Annotated in this window: 21 protein-coding genes and 1 riboswitch; of the genes, 10 read left to right on the plus strand and 11 right to left on the minus strand. The window is 54.4% G+C overall.

The genetic code is table 11. From position 1 onward, the window contains the following. Positions 1 to 402 (plus strand): dihydrofolate reductase family protein (locus TH25_RS06085; protein ID WP_220151354.1); only part of this gene is annotated, 402 nt, incomplete at its 5' end. A 73-nt stretch (positions 403 to 475) separates the two neighbouring features. Here the strand turns inward: TH25_RS06085 and TH25_RS06090 are convergent. From TH25_RS06090 to TH25_RS06110, 5 genes are all read right to left on the minus strand, one after another. Then, positions 476 to 1,099, minus strand: coding sequence for a hypothetical protein (locus TH25_RS06090; RefSeq protein WP_114087547.1), 624 nt, complete (start codon positions 1,097 to 1,099; stop codon positions 476 to 478). A gap of 91 nt (positions 1,100 to 1,190) precedes the next feature. Next, the gene (rlmH, locus tag TH25_RS06095; protein WP_114087548.1) at positions 1,191 to 1,649 is read right to left on the minus strand and encodes a 23S rRNA (pseudouridine(1915)-N(3))-methyltransferase RlmH; all 459 of its coding nucleotides are present in this window, start codon (positions 1,647 to 1,649) and stop codon (positions 1,191 to 1,193) included. Between the two features lie 182 nt (positions 1,650 to 1,831). Continuing rightward, the gene (gene rsfS / locus TH25_RS06100; protein ID WP_309471284.1) at positions 1,832 to 2,275 is read right to left on the minus strand and encodes a ribosome silencing factor; all 444 of its coding nucleotides are present in this window, start codon (positions 2,273 to 2,275) and stop codon (positions 1,832 to 1,834) included. A 3-nt stretch (positions 2,276 to 2,278) separates the two neighbouring features. Next, positions 2,279 to 2,887: a nicotinate-nucleotide adenylyltransferase gene (locus TH25_RS06105; protein WP_114087549.1), complete on the minus strand. Its 609-nt coding sequence runs from the start codon at positions 2,885 to 2,887 to the stop codon at positions 2,279 to 2,281. Continuing rightward, positions 2,887 to 4,173: a glutamate-5-semialdehyde dehydrogenase gene (locus TH25_RS06110; RefSeq protein ID WP_114087764.1), complete on the minus strand. Its 1,287-nt coding sequence runs from the start codon at positions 4,171 to 4,173 to the stop codon at positions 2,887 to 2,889. The genes TH25_RS06105 and TH25_RS06110 overlap by 1 nt, the downstream gene beginning before the upstream one ends. A 205-nt stretch (positions 4,174 to 4,378) precedes the next feature. Next, a riboswitch (cobalamin riboswitch) is annotated at positions 4,379 to 4,583 on the plus strand. Positions 4,584 to 4,638: 55 nt separating this feature from the next. Between TH25_RS06110 and TH25_RS06115 the strand changes: the two genes are divergently transcribed. The 3 genes from TH25_RS06115 (at position 4,639) to TH25_RS06125 (ending at position 8,156) form a co-directional block, all read left to right on the plus strand. Beyond that, positions 4,639 to 5,319, plus strand: a complete 681-nt coding sequence (locus TH25_RS06115; RefSeq protein WP_114087550.1) for an energy-coupling factor ABC transporter permease — start codon at positions 4,639 to 4,641, stop codon at positions 5,317 to 5,319. 230 nt (positions 5,320 to 5,549) lie between these two features. Then, positions 5,550 to 7,406, plus strand: coding sequence for an ABCB family ABC transporter ATP-binding protein/permease (locus tag TH25_RS06120; protein WP_114087551.1), 1,857 nt, complete (start codon positions 5,550 to 5,552; stop codon positions 7,404 to 7,406). Positions 7,407 to 7,532: 126 nt separating this feature from the next. Then, the gene (locus tag TH25_RS06125; RefSeq protein WP_114087552.1) at positions 7,533 to 8,156 is read left to right on the plus strand and encodes a DUF4269 domain-containing protein; all 624 of its coding nucleotides are present in this window, start codon (positions 7,533 to 7,535) and stop codon (positions 8,154 to 8,156) included. A 4-nt stretch (positions 8,157 to 8,160) separates the two neighbouring features. Here the strand turns inward: TH25_RS06125 and TH25_RS06130 are convergent, their stop codons facing one another. Continuing rightward, positions 8,161 to 8,637, minus strand: coding sequence for an MOSC domain-containing protein (locus tag TH25_RS06130; protein ID WP_114087765.1), 477 nt, complete (start codon positions 8,635 to 8,637; stop codon positions 8,161 to 8,163). Positions 8,638 to 8,657: 20 nt separating this feature from the next. Further along, complete coding sequence (nadB, locus tag TH25_RS06135; RefSeq protein ID WP_181847439.1) at positions 8,658 to 10,304, minus strand: L-aspartate oxidase; 1,647 nt, start codon at positions 10,302 to 10,304, stop codon at positions 8,658 to 8,660. 228 nt (positions 10,305 to 10,532) lie between these two features. Between nadB and TH25_RS06140 the strand changes: the two genes are divergently transcribed. Continuing rightward, on the plus strand, positions 10,533 to 10,973 hold the full coding sequence (locus tag TH25_RS06140; protein ID WP_114087554.1) for a GFA family protein: 441 nt from the start codon (positions 10,533 to 10,535) through the stop codon (positions 10,971 to 10,973). Between the two features lie 62 nt (positions 10,974 to 11,035). Here TH25_RS06140 and TH25_RS06145 read toward each other — a convergent pair whose 3' ends face one another. The 3 genes from TH25_RS06145 to TH25_RS06155 form a co-directional block, all read right to left on the minus strand. After that, positions 11,036 to 11,998 carry an SAM-dependent methyltransferase gene (locus tag TH25_RS06145; protein ID WP_114087555.1) on the minus strand — a complete coding sequence of 321 codons (963 nt, stop codon included), beginning with the start codon at positions 11,996 to 11,998 and terminating at the stop codon, positions 11,036 to 11,038. Between the two features lie 205 nt (positions 11,999 to 12,203). Next, a complete protein-coding gene (locus TH25_RS06150; RefSeq protein WP_114087556.1) occupies positions 12,204 to 13,508 on the minus strand; it encodes an esterase-like activity of phytase family protein in 1,305 nt (434 codons plus the stop codon). Between the two features lie 287 nt (positions 13,509 to 13,795). After that, positions 13,796 to 14,401 (minus strand): flavin reductase family protein, encoded by a 606-nt coding sequence (locus TH25_RS06155; protein ID WP_114087557.1) that lies wholly within the window; start codon positions 14,399 to 14,401, stop codon positions 13,796 to 13,798. A 354-nt stretch (positions 14,402 to 14,755) separates the two neighbouring features. On the opposite strand from TH25_RS06155, the gene TH25_RS06160 reads away from it, so the two are divergent. Both TH25_RS06160 and TH25_RS06165 read left to right on the plus strand, forming a co-directional pair. Continuing rightward, positions 14,756 to 15,856, plus strand: a complete 1,101-nt coding sequence (locus TH25_RS06160) for a site-specific DNA-methyltransferase (RefSeq protein ID WP_114087558.1) — start codon at positions 14,756 to 14,758, stop codon at positions 15,854 to 15,856. A 138-nt stretch (positions 15,857 to 15,994) separates the two neighbouring features. Next, the gene (locus TH25_RS06165) at positions 15,995 to 16,204 is read left to right on the plus strand and encodes a hypothetical protein (RefSeq protein WP_252509614.1); all 210 of its coding nucleotides are present in this window, start codon (positions 15,995 to 15,997) and stop codon (positions 16,202 to 16,204) included. Positions 16,205 to 16,269: 65 nt separating this feature from the next. On the opposite strand, the gene mutY is transcribed toward TH25_RS06165, so the two are convergent. Further along, positions 16,270 to 17,340 (minus strand): A/G-specific adenine glycosylase, encoded by a 1,071-nt coding sequence (mutY, locus tag TH25_RS06170; protein ID WP_114087559.1) that lies wholly within the window; start codon positions 17,338 to 17,340, stop codon positions 16,270 to 16,272. A gap of 84 nt (positions 17,341 to 17,424) precedes the next feature. On the opposite strand from mutY, the gene TH25_RS06175 reads away from it, so the two are divergent. The 3 genes from TH25_RS06175 (at position 17,425) to smc (ending at position 22,495) form a co-directional block, all read left to right on the plus strand. Next, complete coding sequence (locus tag TH25_RS06175; RefSeq protein ID WP_258549051.1) at positions 17,425 to 18,063, plus strand: DUF721 domain-containing protein; 639 nt, start codon at positions 17,425 to 17,427, stop codon at positions 18,061 to 18,063. A 223-nt stretch (positions 18,064 to 18,286) separates the two neighbouring features. Then, positions 18,287 to 18,883 carry a DsbA family protein gene (locus tag TH25_RS06180; protein WP_258549052.1) on the plus strand — a complete coding sequence of 199 codons (597 nt, stop codon included), beginning with the start codon at positions 18,287 to 18,289 and terminating at the stop codon, positions 18,881 to 18,883. A 78-nt stretch (positions 18,884 to 18,961) separates the two neighbouring features. Beyond that, a complete protein-coding gene (gene smc / locus TH25_RS06185) occupies positions 18,962 to 22,495 on the plus strand; it encodes a chromosome segregation protein SMC (RefSeq protein WP_114087561.1) in 3,534 nt (1,177 codons plus the stop codon). Positions 22,496 to 22,662 lie beyond the last annotated feature (167 nt).

A 22,662-nucleotide genomic window follows, 5' to 3' on the forward strand; every position in this document is an offset into this window, starting at 1 on the left:
CCTGACGCGATAGGTTTTTGCGGGTGTCCATTTGATCAGGTAATGTCTTATGGCGAATGGCCTTATGGCGACCGTCGCACCATTGTGCTGACGTCCCATCCGCTTGATGATGATGCACCGGAAAACACTGTCGCCTTTGGTGGCAGCCTGATGGAGCTGACCGAAGCCCTGCACAATGAACGTCTGGATAATGGTGATGTCTGGATTGTTGGCGGGGCGAGTGTGATTAATCAGTTCCTGTATGCAAACATGGTGGATAAGCTCGATATGTTTGTTATCCCCGTTGTTCTGGGTGAGGGGATCTCGCTATTTGACAAAGATAGCAGCCATCTGCACCCGACACCGGTTGCAACACAAATTTATGAGTCCGGTGTGGTGAAGATGGAATACCGGTTGAAATAATAACCTTGTTCTTAATTCTTGTTAGCGTATTAAATGCTCCGTCTGTATGCAAATGAGACGGAGCATTTGATCTTTAATTGGCCAGTTTCATTAAATCTTCTTCTAGGCGGCCTGTTGCTCGACAGTAATTTCCATCTGAAAACTTTCCAATTGAATTGGTTGGGAAAGTAGTCGAATATTCACGGCTGTCTACAAACGGCGCATTTCCTTGAGATACAAAAATTTTCATCACATAATTGGCGTTGACTCGAAGAAAAGTTTTTTTGTCTTTTGGTGTCATGTAAATGTTGACACGTCCGTCAAGCGACGTTGACCTCTCTCTTTGGACAATATTATTAGTACCGTTGACACCAAGCCAATATGAAATGCTATCGGCCACTTTGTAACGGAAATTTTTTTCCCCAAGAACTGGATGCTTAGTGTTAACCACGGAGGTACCGCAGTCTACAAAATCGCTCGGTTTGTTCGTTGAGAACGAAACGTTAATGATATGGCTATCTTTTGATATATTGTTTATAACAAAAAAACTCTTAGAGAGCTCTGCAACATAGTCATCCCAGGCAGTATTGAAATCTTTGTCGATGACTTTTTCATTTTCGATTTCTATTTTTTGGGAAGGTGGCTGAAGTGTTACTTTCCCGCTTGCACAGGCAGATAAAATTAAGCTTGATGATATTAGAAAAATTACGCTTTTCATTTTCTGTCCCCCTTGAGAATTAGAAGAGGACATTAGCCAACGTAACTCCATTTATCAATTAAACTTCAATATAAGAATACAAACTTATCTGCTATTCTCGATGATAGGGATGGTTGGTTTGGATGGCATGGGCGCGAAAAAGCTGTTCGGCGATCAGGGCGCGCACCAGCATATGGGGCCAGGTGGCCTTGCCGAGCGACCACAGGGCGTTTGCCCGGGCCTTTAGGGCATCGCCATGACCATCGGCACCGCCAATGGCAAAGGCGATGTTGCCGCCATGCTGGTCGATCCAGCCTTCGAGTTTTTGGGCAAAATCGATGGAGCCATATTCGCGGCCCCGTTCGTCAAGTGCAATCAGAAAGGCATTTTCCGGGATCACACCCAAAAGCAATTCCGCCTCGCGCGCCTTGAGCTGGGCCGGAGGCAGTTTTTTCTTTTCTTCGACTTCCCGCAGGGTAAAGGGCCAACGCAGGCGGGCAATGTAATGATCAAACAGGTCTTTTTCCGGGCCTGCCTTGATACGGCCTACGGCGGCAAGGGTAATTTGCATGCGTGTGGTCGTCCGTCTGGGGGAATGCAAGCTGCCGGGGGGGATGTGCCGGGCAAAGGACGGGCAGCAGTTCTGGCGGTGCAAAAAATATATGCCCCGGGCCTGACATGTATTGTAAGGCCCTGTCAAACGAGCAGAGACATGGCCCGGCATAATGCCGGGCACATCCATCAGCTTGCCGATCAGTACAGCCGGGCGGCCTGCTGTTTCAGGGCCGGGTTTTCAACGCCCCACATCTGTTCGATGTTATAAAAGGCGCGGACTTCCGGGCGGAACAGGTGAATGATCACATCACCGGCATCAACCAGCACCCAGTCACCCTGTTCGGTGCCTTCGGCTGCGGCGCGGCCCTGTCCGGCATCTTTCAGGGCCTCGACAATATGTTCACCCATCGAGGCCACCCGACGCGAGCTGGAACCCGATGCGATAATCATATAATCGGCCATTGCCGTTTTGTCGGTCAAATCAATGGTAACAAGATCTTCGGCCTTGTCATCGTTCAAAGTTTCCTGAATGAGCGCAAGCAACTCGCTTGGTGTCAGGCTTTTTTTCGCAGTAATTATTGTCGCCACCTTAATTTGGGGTGGATGTTTGCCGCCATCATTGTGCGGACATAAAACACCCACAGGTCAAACCTGCCACCGGCCTTCGGCACGAATTGCCGTAGAAGAAGCCGGATGGCGCCGTATCGGCAGGTAAACCCAAGCTGGTGTATCCATATCGGCCAGCAAACCTGCCTTTTCTGCGGCAATGCGCCAGCGTTCCATACGCTTTGCCGCCGTGCCGCGCAATGCTTTATCAGAATAACCCTCGCGATCAAGAACCGCAATGGGGGCGTGATGAATCAGTTTCTCCCAGAATTTCCAGCGATGAAACTGGGCCAGGTTATCCGCTCCCATCAGCCAGACAAATCGCGTTTGGGTAAAACGCCGCTGCAAGGCTGCAAGTGTGTCGGCCGTATAGCGGGTCCCAAGCTGGGTTTCAATTGCAGAAACGACAATGCGGGGATGTTGTGCAATCAATTCGGCAGAATCAAAGCGCGCATCCTGTTCTGCCATGCCCTCGTGCGACTTGAGCGGATTTTGCGGCGAGACCAGCCACCATACCTCATCAAGTTCCAGGCGCTTTAATGCCTCGAGTGAGATATGCAAATGCCCCTCGTGGGCGGGGTTGAATGACCCGCCCAGTAATCCGACTCGGGGTGGTGCATTATGACGGCGCGGAATGCGAACCTTCATCACGGGCGGGTTTGCCCGGTGCCACGCACCACATATTTATAGCTGGTCAGTTGCTCAACGCCGACCGGACCGCGCGCATGCAGCTTGCCGGTTGAAATGCCAATTTCCGCGCCCATGCCAAATTCCCCGCCATCGGCAAACTGGGTGGAGGCATTGACGATGACAATTCCGCTATCCACCCCATTCAGAAAGGCGGTCGCTGCGGTGTCATCTTCGGTCAGGATGGCATCGGTATGGTGCGATCCGTAATGATTGATGTGATGAACGGCATCCTTAACCCCATCCACCGTTTTGATCGACACAATCGCATCAAGATATTCGGTTGACCAGTCTTCCTCGGTCGCCGGCTTGATCGTGTCATCCAGGCTGCAGACGGTTTCATCGCCACGCATTTCACAACCGGCATCCTTCAGGGCAGCAATCACCTGCGGCAGCAGGCTGGCGACAACGTCACGGTCAATCAAAATGGTTTCGGTTGAGCCGCACACACCGACACGGCGCATTTTGGCATTGACCACAATATCGCAAACCTTTGCCGGGCTGGCGCTGGCATGGATATAGGTGTGGCACAGCCCTTCCAGATGTTTAAACAGCGGAATCCGGCTTTCATCGGTGATGCGCTGAATCAGCGACTTGCCCCCGCGCGGCACGATAACATCAATATAGTCCGACAGTTTCAGCATTTCGCCCACGGCAGCACGATCCGTCACCGGGATCATTTGAATGCTGGCTTCGGGCAGGCCCGCTTCGATCACGCCCTGCTGCATGCAATCAAAAATCGTACGTGACGAATTAAAGCTTTCCGATCCGCCGCGCAAAATGGCGGCATTGCCCGATTTCAGGCACATCGCGGCGGCATCGGCGGTTACGTTGGGGCGGCTTTCATAAATGATGCCAATAACACCCAGCGGCACACAAACGCGCGCAATATCCAGCCCGTTATGTTCCGGCGTCCAGCGCGCCATTTCCCGGCCAACGGGGTCATTTTGTCTGGCGACGTCTTCAACGCCCTTTGCCATTGCTTCAATCCGTGCCGGGGTCAGCTCCAGTCGGTCCAGCAGGGCAGCACTCAGGCCTTTTTTGCGGCCGCCTTCCATGTCAATGGCATTGGCGGCCAGGATTTTGTCGGCATTTTCGCGAATCAGGCGGGCGGCCAAATTCAGGGCATCAATTTTTGGCTGTGACGGGACCTGGGCCAAAATCAGGGCGGCATCGCGCGCGGCGATCCCGATATTCAGCATTAACTGATGAAGGTCCTGGTTTTCGATGCTGGCAAGTGCCGTCATGGTCCTGTTTCCGTCATTGGGCACCGCATGGGACAGCGGCGCGGCCTCAAATTGTAAAATCGTCAACAAATTAGCAACATAGTCCGGCCCGTCCTGAACTGCAATCACCTTGGTGACAGGAAAGCCTGCGGTTTATTACGGATATAAACTGTGTGCTTTTTTCGCCTTTGACGTTTGAAAAACCTTATCGCTTTATGGGCGCGTCTGGTAACGTGACATTTCGGGTTTCGTCCCGGCTGTGTCCGCGACGGAATAATAGGGAATATGGTGACGGCATTGTGCCCAGTCCATAACTGCCCCCGCAACTGTAGGTGCTGGTTGCTTCCTTGATGCCACTGGGGAAATCCCGGGAAGGCGGAATAGCAACAATCGGCACAAGTCAGGAGACCTGCCCGAATTTTTATCACTGACAGTGCCGGTTTACCGGCCTGTCCCTGCACGGTGGGTGCAAGAAAGGAACCTGTTATGCACATTGAACCTGGCGTTGTTGATGGCGCCAAAATCGCATTAAGCTATGCCACGGCAACCGGCACGGTGGGTGTGGCCGGGAAAATGGCCGTTGATACCATCAAGCGCGATGGTCTGGGCTCGCTTCTGGTGCGCAGTGTCATCACAACATTGCTGGTATTTGTCTTTTTTGAAGTGTTGCCGCATCACCCCGTCGGGGTGTCGGAAGTTCACCTGATATTGGGATCAACCCTGTTTCTGATTTTCGGGGCGGCCCCGGCAGCCATCGGCCTTGCCTTGGGGTTGTTGCTGCAGGGCGTGTTTTTTGCCCCGTTCGATCTGCCGCAATATGGCATTAACCTGACAACACTTTTGGTGCCGTTATTTGCGATGGCGGCCCTTGCCCGTAAAATCATTCCGGCCAAAACCGCCTATAAGGATGTGTCCTATCTGCAGGCGCTGGCATTATCGACCTCCTATCAGGGCGGGATTGTGTGCTGGGTGGCGTTTTGGGCGTTTTATGGCCAGGGTTTTGGTGCGGCCAATATCGCTCATGTTGCCAGCTTTGGCGCGGCCTATATGACGGTTGTGCTGGTGGAACCGCTGATCGATCTTGCCGTGCTGGCAATTGCCAAGTCGCTTTATCGTTTCCGCGACAGTGGCCTGTTTGACCGCCGCCTTTATGGTTCGGCGCACTAGGTCGCACGCCTGCACTGCCTATTTGGGGCGTTCCCTGTCAGGCGGGGAACGCCTTTTTTGTCTTTGCTTGCATGACAAGGCCGTCAGTTTGCAGGATGCTCATAATGTGATGCTTGCCAAATTGCACTTTACGGGCCATTTGTGAGGCATGGGTATAGGGAAACGAGACTAGGACATCTTTTAAGGTGAATTAAAACCCATATCGGGGACGGGGATAAAAGGAAAAAGATGTGAAACAATCGGGTGCCAAAGAATCATCCGCCCGCGCCGATTTGGGTGTGATCAAAACTTTTTTGCCCTATCTGTGGCCCAAGGGTGAAAAAGAATTAAAGATACGTGTCGTTGTGGCACTTTTGTTCCTGGTCGGCGCAAAGGTTGCCAACGTTTATGTGCCGGTTTTGTATAAATATGCCGTTGATGCCCTGGGCGGTGGTAAAGAAGCCGCTGCTGGCAGTGCGGCGGCCCTGGTGACGGTGCCTGTCAGCCTGATTATTGGCTATGGTCTGGTGCGGGTTTTATCCTCGGCCTTTGGTGAAATTCGTGATGCGGTGTTTGCCAAGGTGGCGCAGCGGGCCATTCGCAATTCAGCCCTGAATGTTTTTGACCATCTTCATGCACTGTCGCTGCGGTTTCACCTGGATCGGCAGATGGGCGGTCTTTCACGGGCCATCGAACGCGGCGTAAAGGGGATCGAATTTCTGCTCTCCTTCATGCTGTTTAACATTTTGCCCACGCTGCTGGAAATCGTGATGGTTTCGGTCATTCTGTGGGCGCTTTATGATGTCTGGTTCGCGCTGATCACCTTTGTCACCATCGTGATTTATATTGCCTTTACGCTGATCGTGACCGAATGGCGCATGAAATACCGTCGCGAGATGAACCAGCGCGATGACGAGGCCAATACCAAGGCCATCGACAGCCTGATCAATTATGAAACCGTCAAATATTTCAGCAACGAAGCCCATGAATCCGCGCGTTATGATCGCGCCTTGCGTGGTTATGAGGCTGCGGCAGTCAAATCGCAGGAATCCCTTTCCAAACTGAATATCGGCCAGGGAGCGATTATTGCCGTCGGGCTGGTTTTGAACATGCTGCTGGCCGCCAACGGGGTAAAAAACGGCAATATGACGGTGGGTGACTTCGTTTTGGTCAATACCTACCTTTTGCAGCTTTATATGCCGCTCAACTTTTTGGGATTTGTGTACCGGCAGATCAAACAGTCCCTGACCGATATGGAACGCATGTTCTCGCTGCTTGATGTGGGCCGGGAGGTTGAGGACCGGGCATCAGCCAAGGACTTGGTGTGCAGCGAGGCAACGGTGCGTTTTGAGGACGTGCATTTTGCCTATAATCCCGACCGCGAGATTTTAAAGGGTGTCAGCTTTGAGGTCCCGGCCGGGAAAACCGTGGCGGTGGTCGGCCCCAGCGGGGCGGGCAAATCAACCCTGACCCGGTTGATGTTTCGGTTTTACGATGTCTCAAGTGGCCGCATCACCATTGACGGTCAGGATATTCGTGATGTCAGCCAGGGGTCGTTGCGTCGGTCCATCGGTATTGTGCCGCAGGATACGGTGCTGTTTAACGATACCATCGCCTATAACATTGCCTATGGCCGCCCGGGTGCCGGACAGGAAGAAATTGATAATGCGGCCACCCTTGCCAGTATTCGCGATTTCATTAACGGCCTGCCCGAAGGCTTTAAAACCAAGGTGGGCGAACGCGGTTTGAAACTTTCGGGCGGTGAAAAACAGCGTGTTTCCATTGCACGCATGTTGCTTAAACGCCCGCAAATCATGATTTTTGACGAGGCCACATCCGCCCTGGATACCAGGACGGAAAAAGACATTCAGCAGGCGTTGCGGGATGTCTCACGCGGGCATACGACGCTGGTTATTGCGCACAGGCTCTCGACCGTGATTGACGCGGATGAAATCATTGTGCTGCGCGATGGCCAGGTGGCTGAACGTGGCCGTCATCAGGATCTGCTGGCGCAAGGCGGGCTGTATGGCGAAATGTGGGCGCAGCAACAGGAAATTCGCCAGGCCGAAGAAATTCTGGCCCATGCCGGGACGCATGAAACCCAGTAACAGCAATAAATGACCGTTGATTTTCGTTAATTTTCCCATATCAGGCGGGGTGCCTCATCGGCCCCCGTTTGTATATCGGCGCTGTTAATTTGAATGCTGAAAATGGTTACGAACGAGGTTTAACCCATGCCAGACTGGCAGCAAGGCCTGCGGGCAGCGGACTTTGGTGGCATAAAACCCCTTTTGCATCCCAGGGCCGGGGCAAGGGGGCGGCATTGTGCGGGTTTGTTGCAGGCATCCGGGCTCTGGGACCGCTTGATGCCTTTTGACGCGGTGGTGGCGGGGACCATTCCGCTGGGCCTGGATTTGGCGTCTTCCGATATTGATATTTTGCTGCACGTCTCCGATTTGGCCGACTTTTGGGCGCAATGTCCGGGGCTATTTGACCGATTTGGCGACTATAATTGCCATGAGCGTGAGGCGACCCTTCATGTCGGGCCGGCGGTTGTTGTCAGATTTCCACTGTCGGATGGCGTAAGCCGTTATGAACAGGTGGAGATTTTTGCCACCTGTCAACCGGTAGCACAGCAATACGGGTTTCGCCATATGGTGGTCGAAGCACGCATTTTGCATGTGTGCGGGGATTCCTTCGCAGCACAGATACGGGCCTTAAAACAGGCGGGCCTGAAAACCGAACCCGCCTTTGCGCGGTTGTTGGGGATTCATGATGATCCCTGGCTGGCGCTTGATGCCCTGTTTGACGATCGCCCCCAGCAGTTGGAACACTGGCTGGCAGCACGCTGGCGTTAAGCGGTTAACCGGTCATTACCCGGCATACAGGTGCGCCAATGGCAATTTCTGCGCCTTTGATCACCCGGCAGGTTACACCGCCGCGCCAGTTGGGGCGCAGGGCCTCCTCCAGGCCGGTGGCGGCTTCTTCCATGCGTTTGCACGGATCGGTTTCGCCTGAAACCTCCAGTATTAAATCGCCAATGGCAAATTGGCTGCCGACCTCGTGGGGCAGGGCAAAGCCGGAAACCAGCAGGTTGGCGCGACGCACCGTCCAGTCCAGGTCCGGGCGGCCAATATCATTGCAGGCCGCCTGCCAGTCTTCCAGGGCCAGCACCGTGACTTTACGCTTTTTAAGCTTGCCGCGATGGTCGCCCTCAACACCAAGGTCGGTTGACACCGAAACCAGATCCAGTGTTTCAACCGGGGCATAGGGGGCAGCTTTGCGCCCGATGCCTATCAGTTTGCCGGGTGTTTCTTTCTGTTCGCCGGAATGAGACATGGTTGTCATTTCCTGTAAAATCAGCTTTTCCACTGGCCTGAAACAACCCAGCGCCCGGCAAAGTTCTCGGGGACCTGAATGGTCTGGCGCGGGGTGGCGGAATCATCGCGTTCCGGGTAATCGGTCGTAAAATGCAGGCCACGGCTTTCATGGCGCCACAGCGCGGACTGAATGATCAGCTTTGCCACAACCGACAGGTTGCGCAGTTCCAGAAGGTCATTGGTAACACGGAAATTGCCGTAATATTCATCAATTTCCGACAGCAGTAAATCCACCCGGTGCTGGGCGCGTTGCAGGCGTTTGGTGGTGCGGACAATGCCGACAAAGTCCCACATTACGTTGCGCAACTGTTCCCAGTTATGGGCGACGATCACTTCCTCGTCGGAATCGGTAATGCCGGTTTCATCCCAGGGCGGCAGATCGTTGAAACGGTCATCCACCGGCAGGGCCTCGGCAATGTCCTTGGCGGCGGCATCGCCAAACACCAGACATTCCAACAGCGAGTTGGAGGCCAGCCGGTTTGCCCCGTGCAGACCGGTGCCGGCGCATTCGCCAATGGCATAAAGGCCGGTCAAATCGGTGCGCCCGCGAAGGTCGGTTAAAATGCCGCCACAGGTATAGTGGGCTGCGGGCACCACCGGGATCGGTTCGCGGGTCATATCAATGCCAAAACCCAGGCAGGTTTCGTAAATGGTGGGGAAATGTTCACGGATAAAATCCGCCCCCTTGTGCGAAATATCCAGATAGACACAATCGCTGCCCAGGCGTTTCATTTCATGGTCAATGGCGCGGGCAACAATATCGCGCGGGGCCAGTTCGCCGCGTTCGTCAAACCGGTCCATAAAGCGCGTACCATCGGGAAGTAGCAATTTGCCACCTTCGCCGCGCACGGCCTCGGAAATCAGAAAAGACTTCGCCTGCGGGTGATACAGACAGGTGGGGTGGAACTGGCTGAATTCCATATTCATCACCCGGCATCCGGCGCGCCAGGCCATTGCAATGCCGTCACCCGTCGAACCATCGGGGTTGGAGGTAAAGCGGTAAACCTTGCTGGCCCCGCCGGTTGCCAGCACCACCGTGCGCGCATTGAAACTTTTGACCCGTCCGGATTTGACATCCAGCGCATAAGCCCCGACACAGCGACGGCCTTCACCGCCCAGCTTGCGGTCTGTGACCAGGTCGATTGCCAGATAATTTTCAAAAATATCGATATTGGGATGGGCAAGGGCCTGTTTTTGCAGGGTGGTTTGCACGGCACGGCCGGTGGCATCGGCGGCATGGACAATACGGCGGTGGCTGTGCCCGCCTTCGCGCGTTAAATGAAAGGGCTGGTCATTGCCGCCTTCGGGGTCGCGCGTTAAATCGATGCCAAGTTCATCCAGCCAGCGGATGGCTGCCGGGGCATTGCGCGCGACAAATTCGACGGTTTCACGTTTGCACAAACCGGCACCGGCATTGAGCGTATCTTCGACATGGTTTTCAATGCTGTCGGCAGCATCGAGCACAGCAGCAATGCCGCCCTGGGCCCAATTGGTGGACCCGTCGTCGATTTTGCCCTTGGACAGGACGGCAACCTTTACATGGGGGGCTACCTTGAGGGCGGTGCTTAAACCGGCAGCACCACTGCCGATGACAAGTACATCATAATGATAAGAAAGATCGGTCATAATTTCCCGTCATGTGAAGGGTTGTTCGCATTTTCCCCGCCGACCGGCGAGAATAGGACGCCGTGCAGCCAATCTCAAACATTATTACATGGGCGAGGCGGTGCGGTTCTGTGCCTGGTGATCCACTCTTGCCTTGCTGCAGCCTGCTTTTGGCCCTGAAATATGGATTTTATCGGTGATCTCTGACACCATTAGGCGCTGTTGCGCCAGATAATAAGGATATTCGCCATGCCCGATACCGATCAGCACGTTACAGAGTCCGGCGTTGTGGATGAAACCTGCCATCATGGCGGCTGCCATTGTGGGGCGGTGCGCTATGAAGTGCGCGGTAATATTGAAGATGTGGATCTTTGCCACTGTCATTTGTGTGCCAAATTGCATGGCCATGTCAGTGCCTATGCCAATGTCGATAAAGACGAATTGCATCTGCGCAATGAGAGCGGCCTGCGCTGGTATCGCCTGTCGGAGAAAACCGATCGCGGTTTTTGCAAGGAATGCGGATCAGCCCTGTTCTGGCGGGCGGTACGATCCAGAAGAATTGCGATTACGCCCGGTACGCTGGACGGTCCATCGGGCCTGAAAACCAAGTCACAGATATTTTGTGCCTTCAAAGGCGATTATTACCCGCTTGATCCGGCGATACCGGCCTTTGACCATGATGGGGAATAGGTAAAAAAACGGCGAACCATCGTGTGACGGTTCGCCGCATTCTTTTATAAAATGCCCGATATTTACTGGTCTGTTACGCCGGGTACCTTCATCCAGGTCAGTTCATGTTTGTTATTGTAAAGATGAACCACCTTTGAGCCCGGAATATCGGCAAATTGGGCAATGGCGGCGTGGTCGGTATCGCCCTGCATTTTGATGGTGCAGATGAAATTGGTCGCCATCCCTGTTTCCATCCACTGATTGACCAGCCGATACAGGCGGTCCGGGTAACAAATGACATCCGAACACAGCCAGTCAATTGGTCCGGTTTTTACCGGATCAAGGCCAAAGGCACTTTCCTGCCTGAAATCAACGCGCGGCAGCCTGGCAATTTTCGGGTCCAGCTTTGCCTTGTCCACCGAAATCACCGATGCGCCGGTTTCATGCAAAACCCAGGTCCAGCCACCGGGGCTGCCGCCCATATCCATCGTCATCTCGCCTTCCTGTGGAAACACACCCAGCCGGGTGAAGGCCTCCCACAATTTCAAATAGGCGCGGTTGGGCGGTGTGACCTTATCTTCTTCAAATTCGACTTCGCCGTTTTTCCACGGGCTGGAACAATCCATCGCGGCAATGATCGTATCGGGGTCAATCAGCGTCCAGGAGCCCAGCGGCGCGGTAGGGGCCGGTTCACCAAAAATCTGCCGTTTTGCCGAAACGTGGGGCAGGTTGGCCTCGATCAATTTGGCGCGAGAAAAATGGTCAAATTTGAACATCGCCCAGTTGCGCTGGTTAAAGCGCAAAATCTTGGCCGCCCCCTTGATCGAGGGAATGGCAATGCGAACCGGATTGCGCCAGACATTTTGCGCCCAGAACACCCGTCTTTCCGGGCCAGGCGCAAACATCAACCGGTCATGGGTTTCAATAACGTCGCCCAGTTCGGCGCGCAATTGCTCCTCGAACCCCACAGCGGCGAGATAGCCGGTGGCGTTCATCGGTTCGATTACGGCATCAATGCCGTCAGGTGCGGAAAAAATCTCTGTCATGGGCTGCTTTTACCGCGCTTTGTTTCACCGTGAAAGCGGCAAATGGCGCAGCGATCACGGAAAGCCCGCCTTGCCGGCCAGGTTTTGTAACGCATAAAGGCAGGAAGCACCACAAAAGCGCTTCCTGCCAGGATCAAATTTCATGCCTGCTTGTAACGGCGCAAAAAGCTGTGCCGGAGATGTCGGGTCTTTTGTTTGCCGATGATCAGTATTTGTCGGCTTTGACCAGATCCTTGATGACAAAAACGTTGGTCGGATCGCCTTTGATGCCAAAATCGTTGTCATTGATCATGGCGATTGAACCATCCCCCAGTATGGCCAGACCCTCGATTTTGTTGGGGGCCTGCGGGTAATCGGCACTGTCAAAGCGCAGGGTTTTGGGCACGGCCTTCAAATCGAGTTTGGAAAGGTCGTTTTCCTGTTCCAGGCTGGGGCTGGTGGACATGTCATCCCAGCGGGTGCCAAGGATGTTTGATGCGCCGTCAAGGGTAACTTCGTGGAGTTTGGTTGTTTTATCTGTGCGTTCGAGGACGAGAAGACGATCATTGCCAAGGGCAAGGACCTCGGAAACACGGGGGGCATTCTGCTTGTCTGACGGATCGTTACGGAAGCTTTGCGGGTCATCAAGCTGATAGATATATTCGCCCGAGAGCCGGTTATTGACGCGGTCATAAACAAACAGCCGGGTGTTTTTCGCCTTTTTGTAAGTCGCGGCATCGGGATTGGCGAGCGGGTTCTGCATCATGAAATACAGTTTGCTTTCATCGGGTGAAACCGCCATCGATTCAATGCCGCGGTTGGTTTGGCGTTTCACCAGAATGGCCGGAAGGCCAGGGGTTACTTTATAACCCGCGCCATCAAAATCCTGTTCCGATCCGGCCGGGACGATCCGGTTCTGTACTTTGCCATCAATGCTCAGATGCAGTATCGAAGGCGCGTTTTCTTCGCCGATCCAGTAGGAACCATCCGAAAGGCGAACAATACCTTCCGAATCAATTGCCGATACGGACTGTTCAAGCGGACGGCCATTAATGTCCACCGGTTTTTCGGTTTTGGCGACGGTTAGCCTGTTGGTCAGCCCTGTCAGGGGGACGCCGGTTTCATCTTTGATTGCTGTGACATCCTTGATGTCAAAACGGCCATCCTGGTGCAGGAAGATGCTGTAAATCGACGGTGTGTAATCCGGTGTCGGATAAATGCGCACTTTTTTGCCGTGACAAATCGCATCTTCCGGAACCCCAAAAACGTCCTGGACATCATCACAGACAAAATTGGGGCCGCGATCCGAAAGGGCGTAAAACATGTTGGCCGGATCCGACGGGCGCCGATAAGCCGCAGAGCCAAAGCCGATTGTCAGGTGTCGTGGTGTGCCGCCTTCAGCCTGAACAGTGGCCAGATCATTTATGGCGCTGGTTGTTTCGTAAACCTTTACATCGTTTGCCTGGGCAGCGCCGAAATAAAGTATGGAGGCAATGCCGGTGATCCCGGCGGATATGATTTTCGGTTTCATTGGTTGAAAACGCCCCTGATCAAGAAAAGAACGGATGTATTATCCGGACCGGAAGTAAATATGATATTCTGATCAAGGGTATTTTAAATAAAATGAGTGATAATAATTTTAATGATTGGTGTATTTTATGTGAATTTTTTTGTTGAATGAATGTGATGTTTTATTTCATGAGTAAAAAGTAAGATATAAAACATAAATACCGGGTGGATTGATGCGCGGAATGTTGATCTGTCCGGCAGGTTATTTTTCTGTCGGGGAAAGATAACCTGCCGGACCGTCAATTTTTATTACCAGAAATCCTCGCGCCGGACGGTGAAGGTTTCGGAAATTGTCGCATATTCCTGATAGCCCAGCCGGGTTAAGGGCTCGAATTTGGTAATATCGACCATGCCATCAACGATAATGTTATCGTCAATATGCAGGCCGACCACGGTGCCAATCACCATGCTGTTGGGCCGTTCAGTCGTGCCGCCGGGCAGATCGACAATCTGGAACACCTTGCATTCCATATGGATGGGCACACCCTTGACCAAATGGGGTTTCACCACGCTGGCGGGCATTTTTTCCAGCCCGGCATGAACAAATTCATCTTCCTCTGCACCAAGCGGAGCTGAACAGAGATTGATTTCGCGCAGCATGGATTTGGGCGTGACAGCAACGACAAATTCACCCGTCGCCCGGGCATTGGCGGCACTGTCGCGCGAGGCCCCGCTGGCACCAAACATCACCATTGGCGGGTTGCCGCATATTGCGTTGAAAAATGAATAGGGGGCCAGGTTGGCGTTTCCTTCGGGGCTAAGCGTTGATATCCAGCCGATCGGGCGCGGAACGACGCAGGCCTTGAACGGATCATGGGGAAGATTGTGCGGAGTTGTACCCGGTTCGTAAAACATTTGGCATTCCTGTTCTGATTTTTGCCGCATTTTGCGGCTAGCGAGGAAACATTGCCAAAATAATTGGCGCAAATTTTTTGCGATGCAACGGAACTTTTGGGGAAGTGTGCCGGGACTCTGCGGAAAACCTGAAATTTCGCGTCGCGGCCCGAATTTCCCTGTTTTCACGAATCCGCAAGTGCGACTCGGCTTTGCCAGGCAAAATTCCCCAGTCTTTTGACGCTTATCCGTTAAGATTGTCTAAACAACTGAAATTCCATCGAAAGTGTCGCGACTCCGCAATAATTTTCGGAGTCTGTTAACTTTTTGCGCCCATGATTTCCTCAAGTTTCAAGGGGGAACCGTGAAGGCATTATGACAAAGAAGCAAACATTACCGCTTGATCAGGTTCTGGTAGGCGACTGCATCGAATTGATGAACACGCTGCCGGAAAAGTCGGTCGATCTGATCTTTGCCGATCCGCCCTATAATTTGCAATTGGGCGGTGACCTGCTGCGTCCCAACAACACCAAGGTTGATGCGGTTGATGATCATTGGGATCAATTTGACAGTTTTAACCATTACGACGAATTCAGCCGTCAATGGTTACAGGCTGCGCGCCGGGTTTTGAAAGACACGGGCGCGATCTGGGTGATTGGTTCCTATCACAATATCTATCGTGTTGGCACGGTGATGCAGGATATTGGTTATTGGATCCTCAATGACATTGTCTGGCGCAAAACCAACCCCATGCCCAATTTCCGCGGCAAGCGGTTTTGCAATGCGCATGAAACATTGTTGTGGTGTTCCAAAAATGCCGAGCAAAAGGCCATTACCTTTAATTACGAGGCGATGAAGCAGCTTAATGAAGGGCTGCAGATGCGCTCCGACTGGTTGCTGCCGATTTGTTCGGGGGGCGAGCGCCTGAAGGATGACAAGGGCAAAAAGGTCCATCCGACCCAAAAACCCGAAGCGTTATTGCAACGTGTGCTGATGGCAACCACCCGCCAGGGCGACGTGGTGTTGGACCCGTTCTTTGGCACGGGCACCACCGGCGCGGCGGCACGGCGTTTGGGCCGCCACTTTATTGGCCTTGAACGTGAGGAAGAGTATGCAACTGCCGCGCGCGAGCGCATTGGCAAGGTGCAGATGCTTGATGGTGACAGCCTGGAACTGACCGAATCCAAACGTGCCCTGCCGCGCATTCCTTTTGGCGCGGTGATCGAACGGGGGCTTTTGGCACCGGGCGATAAAATTTATGACAATCGCGGCAATGTCGCGGCACTCGTGCGTGCCGATGGCTCGATTGCGCATAAGGATGCGGCGGGGTCCATTCACCAGGTCGGCGCGCAGGTTCAGGGCGCACAGGCCTGTAATGGCTGGACATACTGGCACTACAAATGTGACGGACGTCTTGTTTCGATTGATAATTTGCGCAGCCAGTTGCGCAAGGAAATGGGCCAGATTTCTGCCTGAGAAGGCCCCAGAGCCTTGTTTCTCACGTCAGGCTGACAGGAATGTGAAGACCGAAACGCAGCATTGCGCGTTTCGGTCTTTTCGTTTTGTTGCAAAATCTGGTATAAATTACGGGTTGATAAGTTTAGCGGATCGGAGATGACAATGCAGATTGGTGGTTACGGTGCGGCTTATGCGCCCAATCCCATGCAGGTCCAGCAAGCTGTTGCACCGATCGCCGAAACCGGCGGCAATGATTTGCAAACCCCTGCTTCGCAGCGCGTTCAACAGGCGGCAGAAGTTGAACGTGAACAAGCCAAACCGCTGGAGAGCAGCGGTCGGGGCCAGATTGTGGATATTACCGCCTGATTTTTGATGGTTCAGTACAAAAGCTCGCGTCAGTTCAAAATTGACGCGGGCTTTTTTGTTGGGTGCTACAGATGCTTTAACGCATGGCGGACGATTTTTTTCATTACTGTCGGCAAGGCGTAATCGGCCAGGCCGTCGATCGTGGTCCAGACGCCATCGGGGCCGGCATTGCAATCATGCTCCACTCTTGTTGCCAAAATGGTCACATCGAGATGAAAATGGGTGAAGGTATGACCCACCGCGCCCGATATTTCGCGCCAGTCTGCGGTAATCGGTGCCTGATCACGCATGATTTGATCCGGCACCTCTATTGCGCGCCAGTCGCTGCCGGGAATTTCATATAACCCGCCCAGAAGGCCACTTTCGGGGCGGCGACGGATCAGGATTTTACCGTCATCACGCTGCACCCAAAAGGCGTAGCCAACACGGGTAGGTTTGGCGGCCTTTTTGCGTTTGCGTGGCAGTTCCGGGGCGATGCCGGTTTTGCGGCCTTCGCAAAAGGCCTGCCAGGGGCAAATGCCGCAGGCCGGGTTGCGGGGTGTGCAAATGGTGGCCCCCAAATCCATCAGGGCCTGGGCGTAATCACCGGGGCGGTCTGGCGGTGTAATGGCGGCGGATTTTTCCTTGATTTCCGGTTTGACATCGGGAAGCGGGGTTTCAAGGGCAAACAGGCGCGAAATCACCCGTTCAATATTGCCATCCACCGGGCTTGTGGGCCGGTTAAAGGCAATGGCGGAAACCGCTGCTGCCGTGTAGGGGCCAATGCCGGGCAGCTTTAACAGGCCTTCTTCGGTATCGGGGAATTGGCCATTATGCTCGCTGGCGACAACTTTGGCGCATTTGTGCAGGTTACGCGCCCGTGCATAATATCCCAGCCCCTGCCAGGCGTGCAAAACTTCGTCCAGGTCAGCATTGGCGAGGTCGGTCACGGTCGGCCAGCGGTTGAGGAAAGCGGCAAAATAGGGGCCCACCGTGATCACGGTTGTTTGCTGCAACATGATTTCGGATAGCCACACATGATAGGGGTTGGGATGATCGCCCGGTTCTGCACGCCAGGGCAGGGTGCGGTGATGGCGGTCATACCAGTCCAGCATGGTCTGGCGGAGTGTGTTGATTTCTTGATCAGTGAAATGCACGGCGGTTCCGTGATATGTTATGCCAATTGAAGAAATCGGCGAAATTGGTGACAAGTTTGCAGCGACCCTACGGAAGACGTCGCCATGAGCAAGAGAAAAGATTTTCCCATGAGCAAAAGCAGGAATGCCGGTGATACGTCGCGCGCTTCCGGGACGGATCAGGACAATGTGCGAATAGCTGCGAAAAATGCGGCGCGAAAACGCCAGCGCATTACGCCATTGGCAGGTGATCGCGACCGTTATACCGGTTTGCGCAATGTTGCCCCACTGGTGTCGAGTTTAACGCGCCCGTTGGTGCGCAAGCGCGGCTTTTTCCAGGCCGAAATTTTATTGCACTGGGGGGAAATAGTGGGGCCGGCGCTTGAAAACTGTACCCTTCCGGTGCGTTATACGCCGCCGCGCGGGGAACATGGTGGCGGGGGGACCCTGATGGTGCGGGTTTCCGGCCCAATGGCGCTGGAATTGCAGCATCGCCTGCCGCAAATTATTGACCGGGTGAATACCTATTTTGGCTATCGGGCGGTGGAACGCATCAAGATGATGCAGGGCGAAATCTCGCGGCCGGAAAAACGGGTCTATCGGCCAGAGCATGTTCCCGAGGGGCCGATCCGCCAGGATAGCGAAAAAGTGATCAATGAAATCGAAGACCCGGCCCTGCGGGAAGTGCTATTGCGTTTGGGTCGTCATATCAGTGGTGCCGGAAAGGGCCAGGGCGAAAAGTGATGATATATCGCCCCGGTTGAATTGATCCGGCGATGATGTGTTTGCGATGGGCGGGTGGTCGCTGGTTTTGTCGAATCAGTTCGCGGCAAAAGATCAACATGGATTTGCCCGATTTTCGGGTGATGTTTGCGACTCGTTGGTTTCGCGAGTTTTGCGTGGCTATGTTGACTTGGCAGGCGCAACCGGCTTGTAATCGCAAAAGTTTGTTTTAACGGAGGTTTCCTTGCTTAAGCCGTTCAAATACCTTGTCGCGGTGGTGGGTGTTTCCCTGGCAGCGTTGACCGCACAGGGGGCGCAGGCCCTGGAATATAAAGAACATGTTATGGGTGCCAAAGATGCACCGGTGACGATTGTCGAATACGCATCCTTTACCTGCCCGCACTGCGCACGGTTTGCCAATGACGTATTTCCCGAGGTCAAAAAAGACCTGATCGATACCGGCAAGGTTAAATGGATCTATCGCGATTATCCGCTTGACGGGGTGGCGTTGCGGGCCTCGGCCGTGGCCCAGTGTGCGGGCGATGACCGTTATTTTGGCGTGCTGGAACTGCTGTTCAAATCGCAAATGGAATGGGCACGCAGCAAGGATCCGATTGAAGGCATCAAACAGACGGTGCGTTTTGCCGGGATGGATGGCGATGCAGTTGATGCCTGCCTGGCTGACGAAGAACTGATCAACGGGATCGTCGGCTCGCGTATGGAAGCCGAGCAGAAATACAACGTTAATTCCACGCCGACCTTCTTGATTGATGGCAAAACCTATGCCGGGGAAAAAGATCTGGAATTTTTCACCGACAAGGTCAATGAGCTGACCAAATAATTGATTGAAACTTGCTTTACCGGCGCGTTATGCAATGCGCCGGTAAAAACACGGGCCTTTATCGGCCAGGGGAACTGATTGGTCCAATTCAAGTCGCTGCGCCTGACGGGGTTTAAATCCTTCGTCGATTCAACCGAATTGCTGGTCGAAGACGGACTGACAGGTGTTGTCGGTCCGAATGGCTGTGGCAAATCCAATCTGGTTGAAGCATTGCGCTGGGTGATGGGCGAAACATCGGCCAAGCAGATGCGCGGATCGGACATGTCCGACGTGATTTTTGGCGGGACATCAACCCGGCCCGCCCGAAATGTGGCCGAAGTCGCCGTGGTGCTGGATAACAGCGAACATCGCGCCCCGGCGATGTTTAACGAGCACGAGGAACTGGAAGTCGTCCGCCGTATTGAACGCGGCGGGGGCTCCAATTACAAGGTGAATGGCAAGGATGTCCGTGCGCGTGACGTGCAATTGCTGTTTGCCGATGCCGCAACCGGTGCGCGGTCCAACGCGATGGTGTCGCAGGGCAAAATCGGCGCGCTGATCGGGGCAAAACCCTCCCAGCGTCGTTTGGTGCTGGAAGAAGCCGCCGGGATTACCGGCCTGCATTCGCGCCGTCACGAGGCCGAATTGCGCCTGAAAAACGCCGAACAAAACCTAGAACGTCTCGAAGATGTTCTCGTCACGCTGGATAGCCAGATCGCGTCGCTGCAAAAGCAGGCCCGTCAGGCCCAGCGGTACCGCAAATTAAGCGAAAGCATCCGCCAGACCGAAGCCCTGCTGTTTCATATTCGCTGGCAGGAAGCCGCCAAACGCCAGCAGGATGCCCGTGAATTGCTGGTGGCCGGGGAATCGGCGGTGCGTGATTTGACCGGCGAAGTCACCCGGGCCACCACCGAACAGGCGCATATTGCCGCCAGCCTGCCCGATTTGCGCAAACAGGAAGCCGAGGCCAGTGCCGCCCTGCAGCGCCTTGTGATCGAGCGTGAAGGGCTGGACAAGGAAAAGCAGCAGATTGATACGCAGATGGCGCAATTGCGCGCCCGCATTCAGCAAATTGATGCCGACCTTGCCCGTGAAGCCGAACTGGCAAACGATGCACAGGGTGCGTTGGAAAAACTGAAACGCGAACGCCAGGAATTGCGAGATGCCCAGGGCGGCGAGGATGATGAACTGGATGATGCGCGGGAACGGGTGGCCGAAAAGGCGGCCAGGGTGGAAGAACTGGAAGGCCTGGTTGATGAATTGACCAGCCGGGCCGCGGCCGAGGAAGCCCGCCTTAAATCGGTTCAGCAGCGTTTATCCGAACTGGGAGCACGCCGCATCCGCCTGACAGACCGTTATGACGAAGCCGTTGCCAAGCTGGATGATATTCGTGTTGAAGCCGATTTCAGCGATGCCCTTGAAGATGCCGAAATGGCGCTTGAGGAATGCGAGGAAACGGTTGAGCAGCGCAAAATGGCAATCGAAGAAGCCGAAATGCGCGTCGCCGAACTGCATGACCGCGAAGATGCCGCCAAAATTGCCGAAAATCAGGCCCGCGATGCCCAACGTGATGTTGAATCGCGCCTGGCCCGCCTGAATGCCGAGATTGAAGCCCTGGAAGGGCTGGTAAAAGGCAGTGGGGACGGGCAATATTCGCCGATTATTGAACAGATTACGGTGCAGACGGGCCTGGAACTGGCAATGGCTGCGGCCCTTGGTGAAAACCTGGACGCGTCTGACGCCCCCGAAGCCCCGACCCATTGGGCGGGGGTAGACCCGCTGCCTGATGACCCGGCATTACCCGAAAATGTTCAGGCATTGGCAAAGTTTGTTCAGGCCCCGGCATTGCTTAATCGCCGCCTGTGGCAGATTGGCGTGGTTGACGACGACTCCACGGGCAACTGGCTGTGCAAGGAGCTCAAAACCGGTCAGCGGCTGGTCTCGAAGGTCGGGTCCTTATGGCGCTGGGATGGGTATCGCATTTTGGCCGGGGCGGAATTGCCCGCCGCTGTGCGCCTGCGCCAGCGCAACCGCCTTGAAGAATTGCGCAGCGAGCGTGACGAAATTGAAGGCCTGGTTGAAGACAGCATTGAACGGGCCGAACTGGCGCGTGAAACGCTGGAACGCCTGAATGATGAAATTGCCGAGGCCCGGGCAGGTGAGCAGGAAGCCCACCGGGCCGCACGCGAGGCCGATGGGCAGCTTTCAAGGGCGCGCGAGGAAATTGCCAATATCAAACGCGATGCCAGCGCAATTGAAAGCCGCCTGCAAGCCGCCGAGGATGTGGTAAACCGCACCCGGCAGGATCTGGATGAACTGATTGCCGAGCAGGAAGAACTTGCCGCCACCCCGCAGGAAAGCAGCGACGGGCTTATCGAGATCAAGGCGGAGCTGAATGAAAAGCGTGCTGATCTTTCTGATGCGCGGGCTGATCAGATGGAAGCACGCAGCCAGCTTGAACGCATGCAGCGCGATATGTCGGGACGGCGCAAACGGCTTGAATTTGTTGAAAACGAAATTGCCACCTGGAACGAACGTGCTTCGGGCGCGGGGGACCGTGTTGCCCAGTTGCGCGAACGCCAGGAAGAGGCGCAGATGGAGCTTGAAGAGCTTGAACTGCGCCCAGACGAGATTGAAGAACGTCGCGCCATTTTGACCGATCGTGTTGGTTTGGCCGAGCAGGAACGCAAGGATAGTGCAGATTGTCTTGTCAGTGCCGAAACCGCGCAGCGCGATGCCGACCAGGCCCTGAAAGATGCCGAACAGAAACTGGCCGAGGCCCGCGAAGGCCGTGTGCGCTGCGAAGCCCTGTTAGAACAGGCCGAACAGCATCGCAAAGACCTGATTGAGCGTATCCGTGAACGGGTGAATGCCACGCCGGACCAATTGCCGGAACTGGCAATGCTCGATCAAAGCGAAGAATTGCCATCGGAAGGCGATATTGAAGCCCGTTTGGGCCGCCAGACCCGTGAGCGGGAAAATCTGGGGGCGGTAAACCTTCGGGCCGAAGTTGAACTGGCCGAGATGGAAGAACAAAAAAACACGCTGGTGACAGAGCGTGATGACCTGCTGGCCGCGATTGACAAATTGCGCAACGGGATCAGCCAGTTGAACCGGGAGGCCCGCCAGCGCCTGAACAAGGCGTTTGAAGAGGTTGATAAACACTTCCAGCAACTGTTTGTGCGCCTGTTTGGTGGCGGACATGCCCATTTGATGTTGACGGATGCCGATGATCCGCTGAATGCCGGGTTGGAAATCATGGCATCACCGCCGGGCAAGAAATTGCAGCATCTGTCACTTTTGTCGGGGGGGGAGCAGGCCTTAACGGCGATGGCGCTTCTGTTTGCCGTCTTTATGACCAACCCGGCCCCGATTTGCGTGCTGGACGAAGTTGACGCCCCGCTTGATGATGCGAATGTGGACCGTTTCTGCCGCTTGCTCGAGGCGATTGGCCGCCATGCCAATACCCGATTCATGGTTATTACCCACCATCGCATGACGATGGCGCGGATGAATCGCCTGTTCGGTGTGACGATGGCAGAGCGCGGGGTATCCTCTTTGGTATCGGTTGACCTGCGCCAGGCGGAAGTTTATTCGCAAAAAGAACAACATGAACTCGATTTGACCTCTTAGGTCAGACACCGGCTTTAAGAACCGTTCCATGTCGTGGAACCCAGGGAAACCGCCGGTTGCACGGGTTTATAACCTGTTTTCGGAGCGGGTGTGAAAGGAGTGATCCCGAACACACCTGAGGCCGTTTTGGGCTGTTTTTTCGTTAAAAATTATTGTTTTTCAATTTG

This window comes from Thalassospira profundimaris, assembly GCF_003326755.1.
Taxonomy (GTDB): Bacteria; Pseudomonadota; Alphaproteobacteria; order Rhodospirillales; family Thalassospiraceae; genus Thalassospira; species Thalassospira profundimaris_B.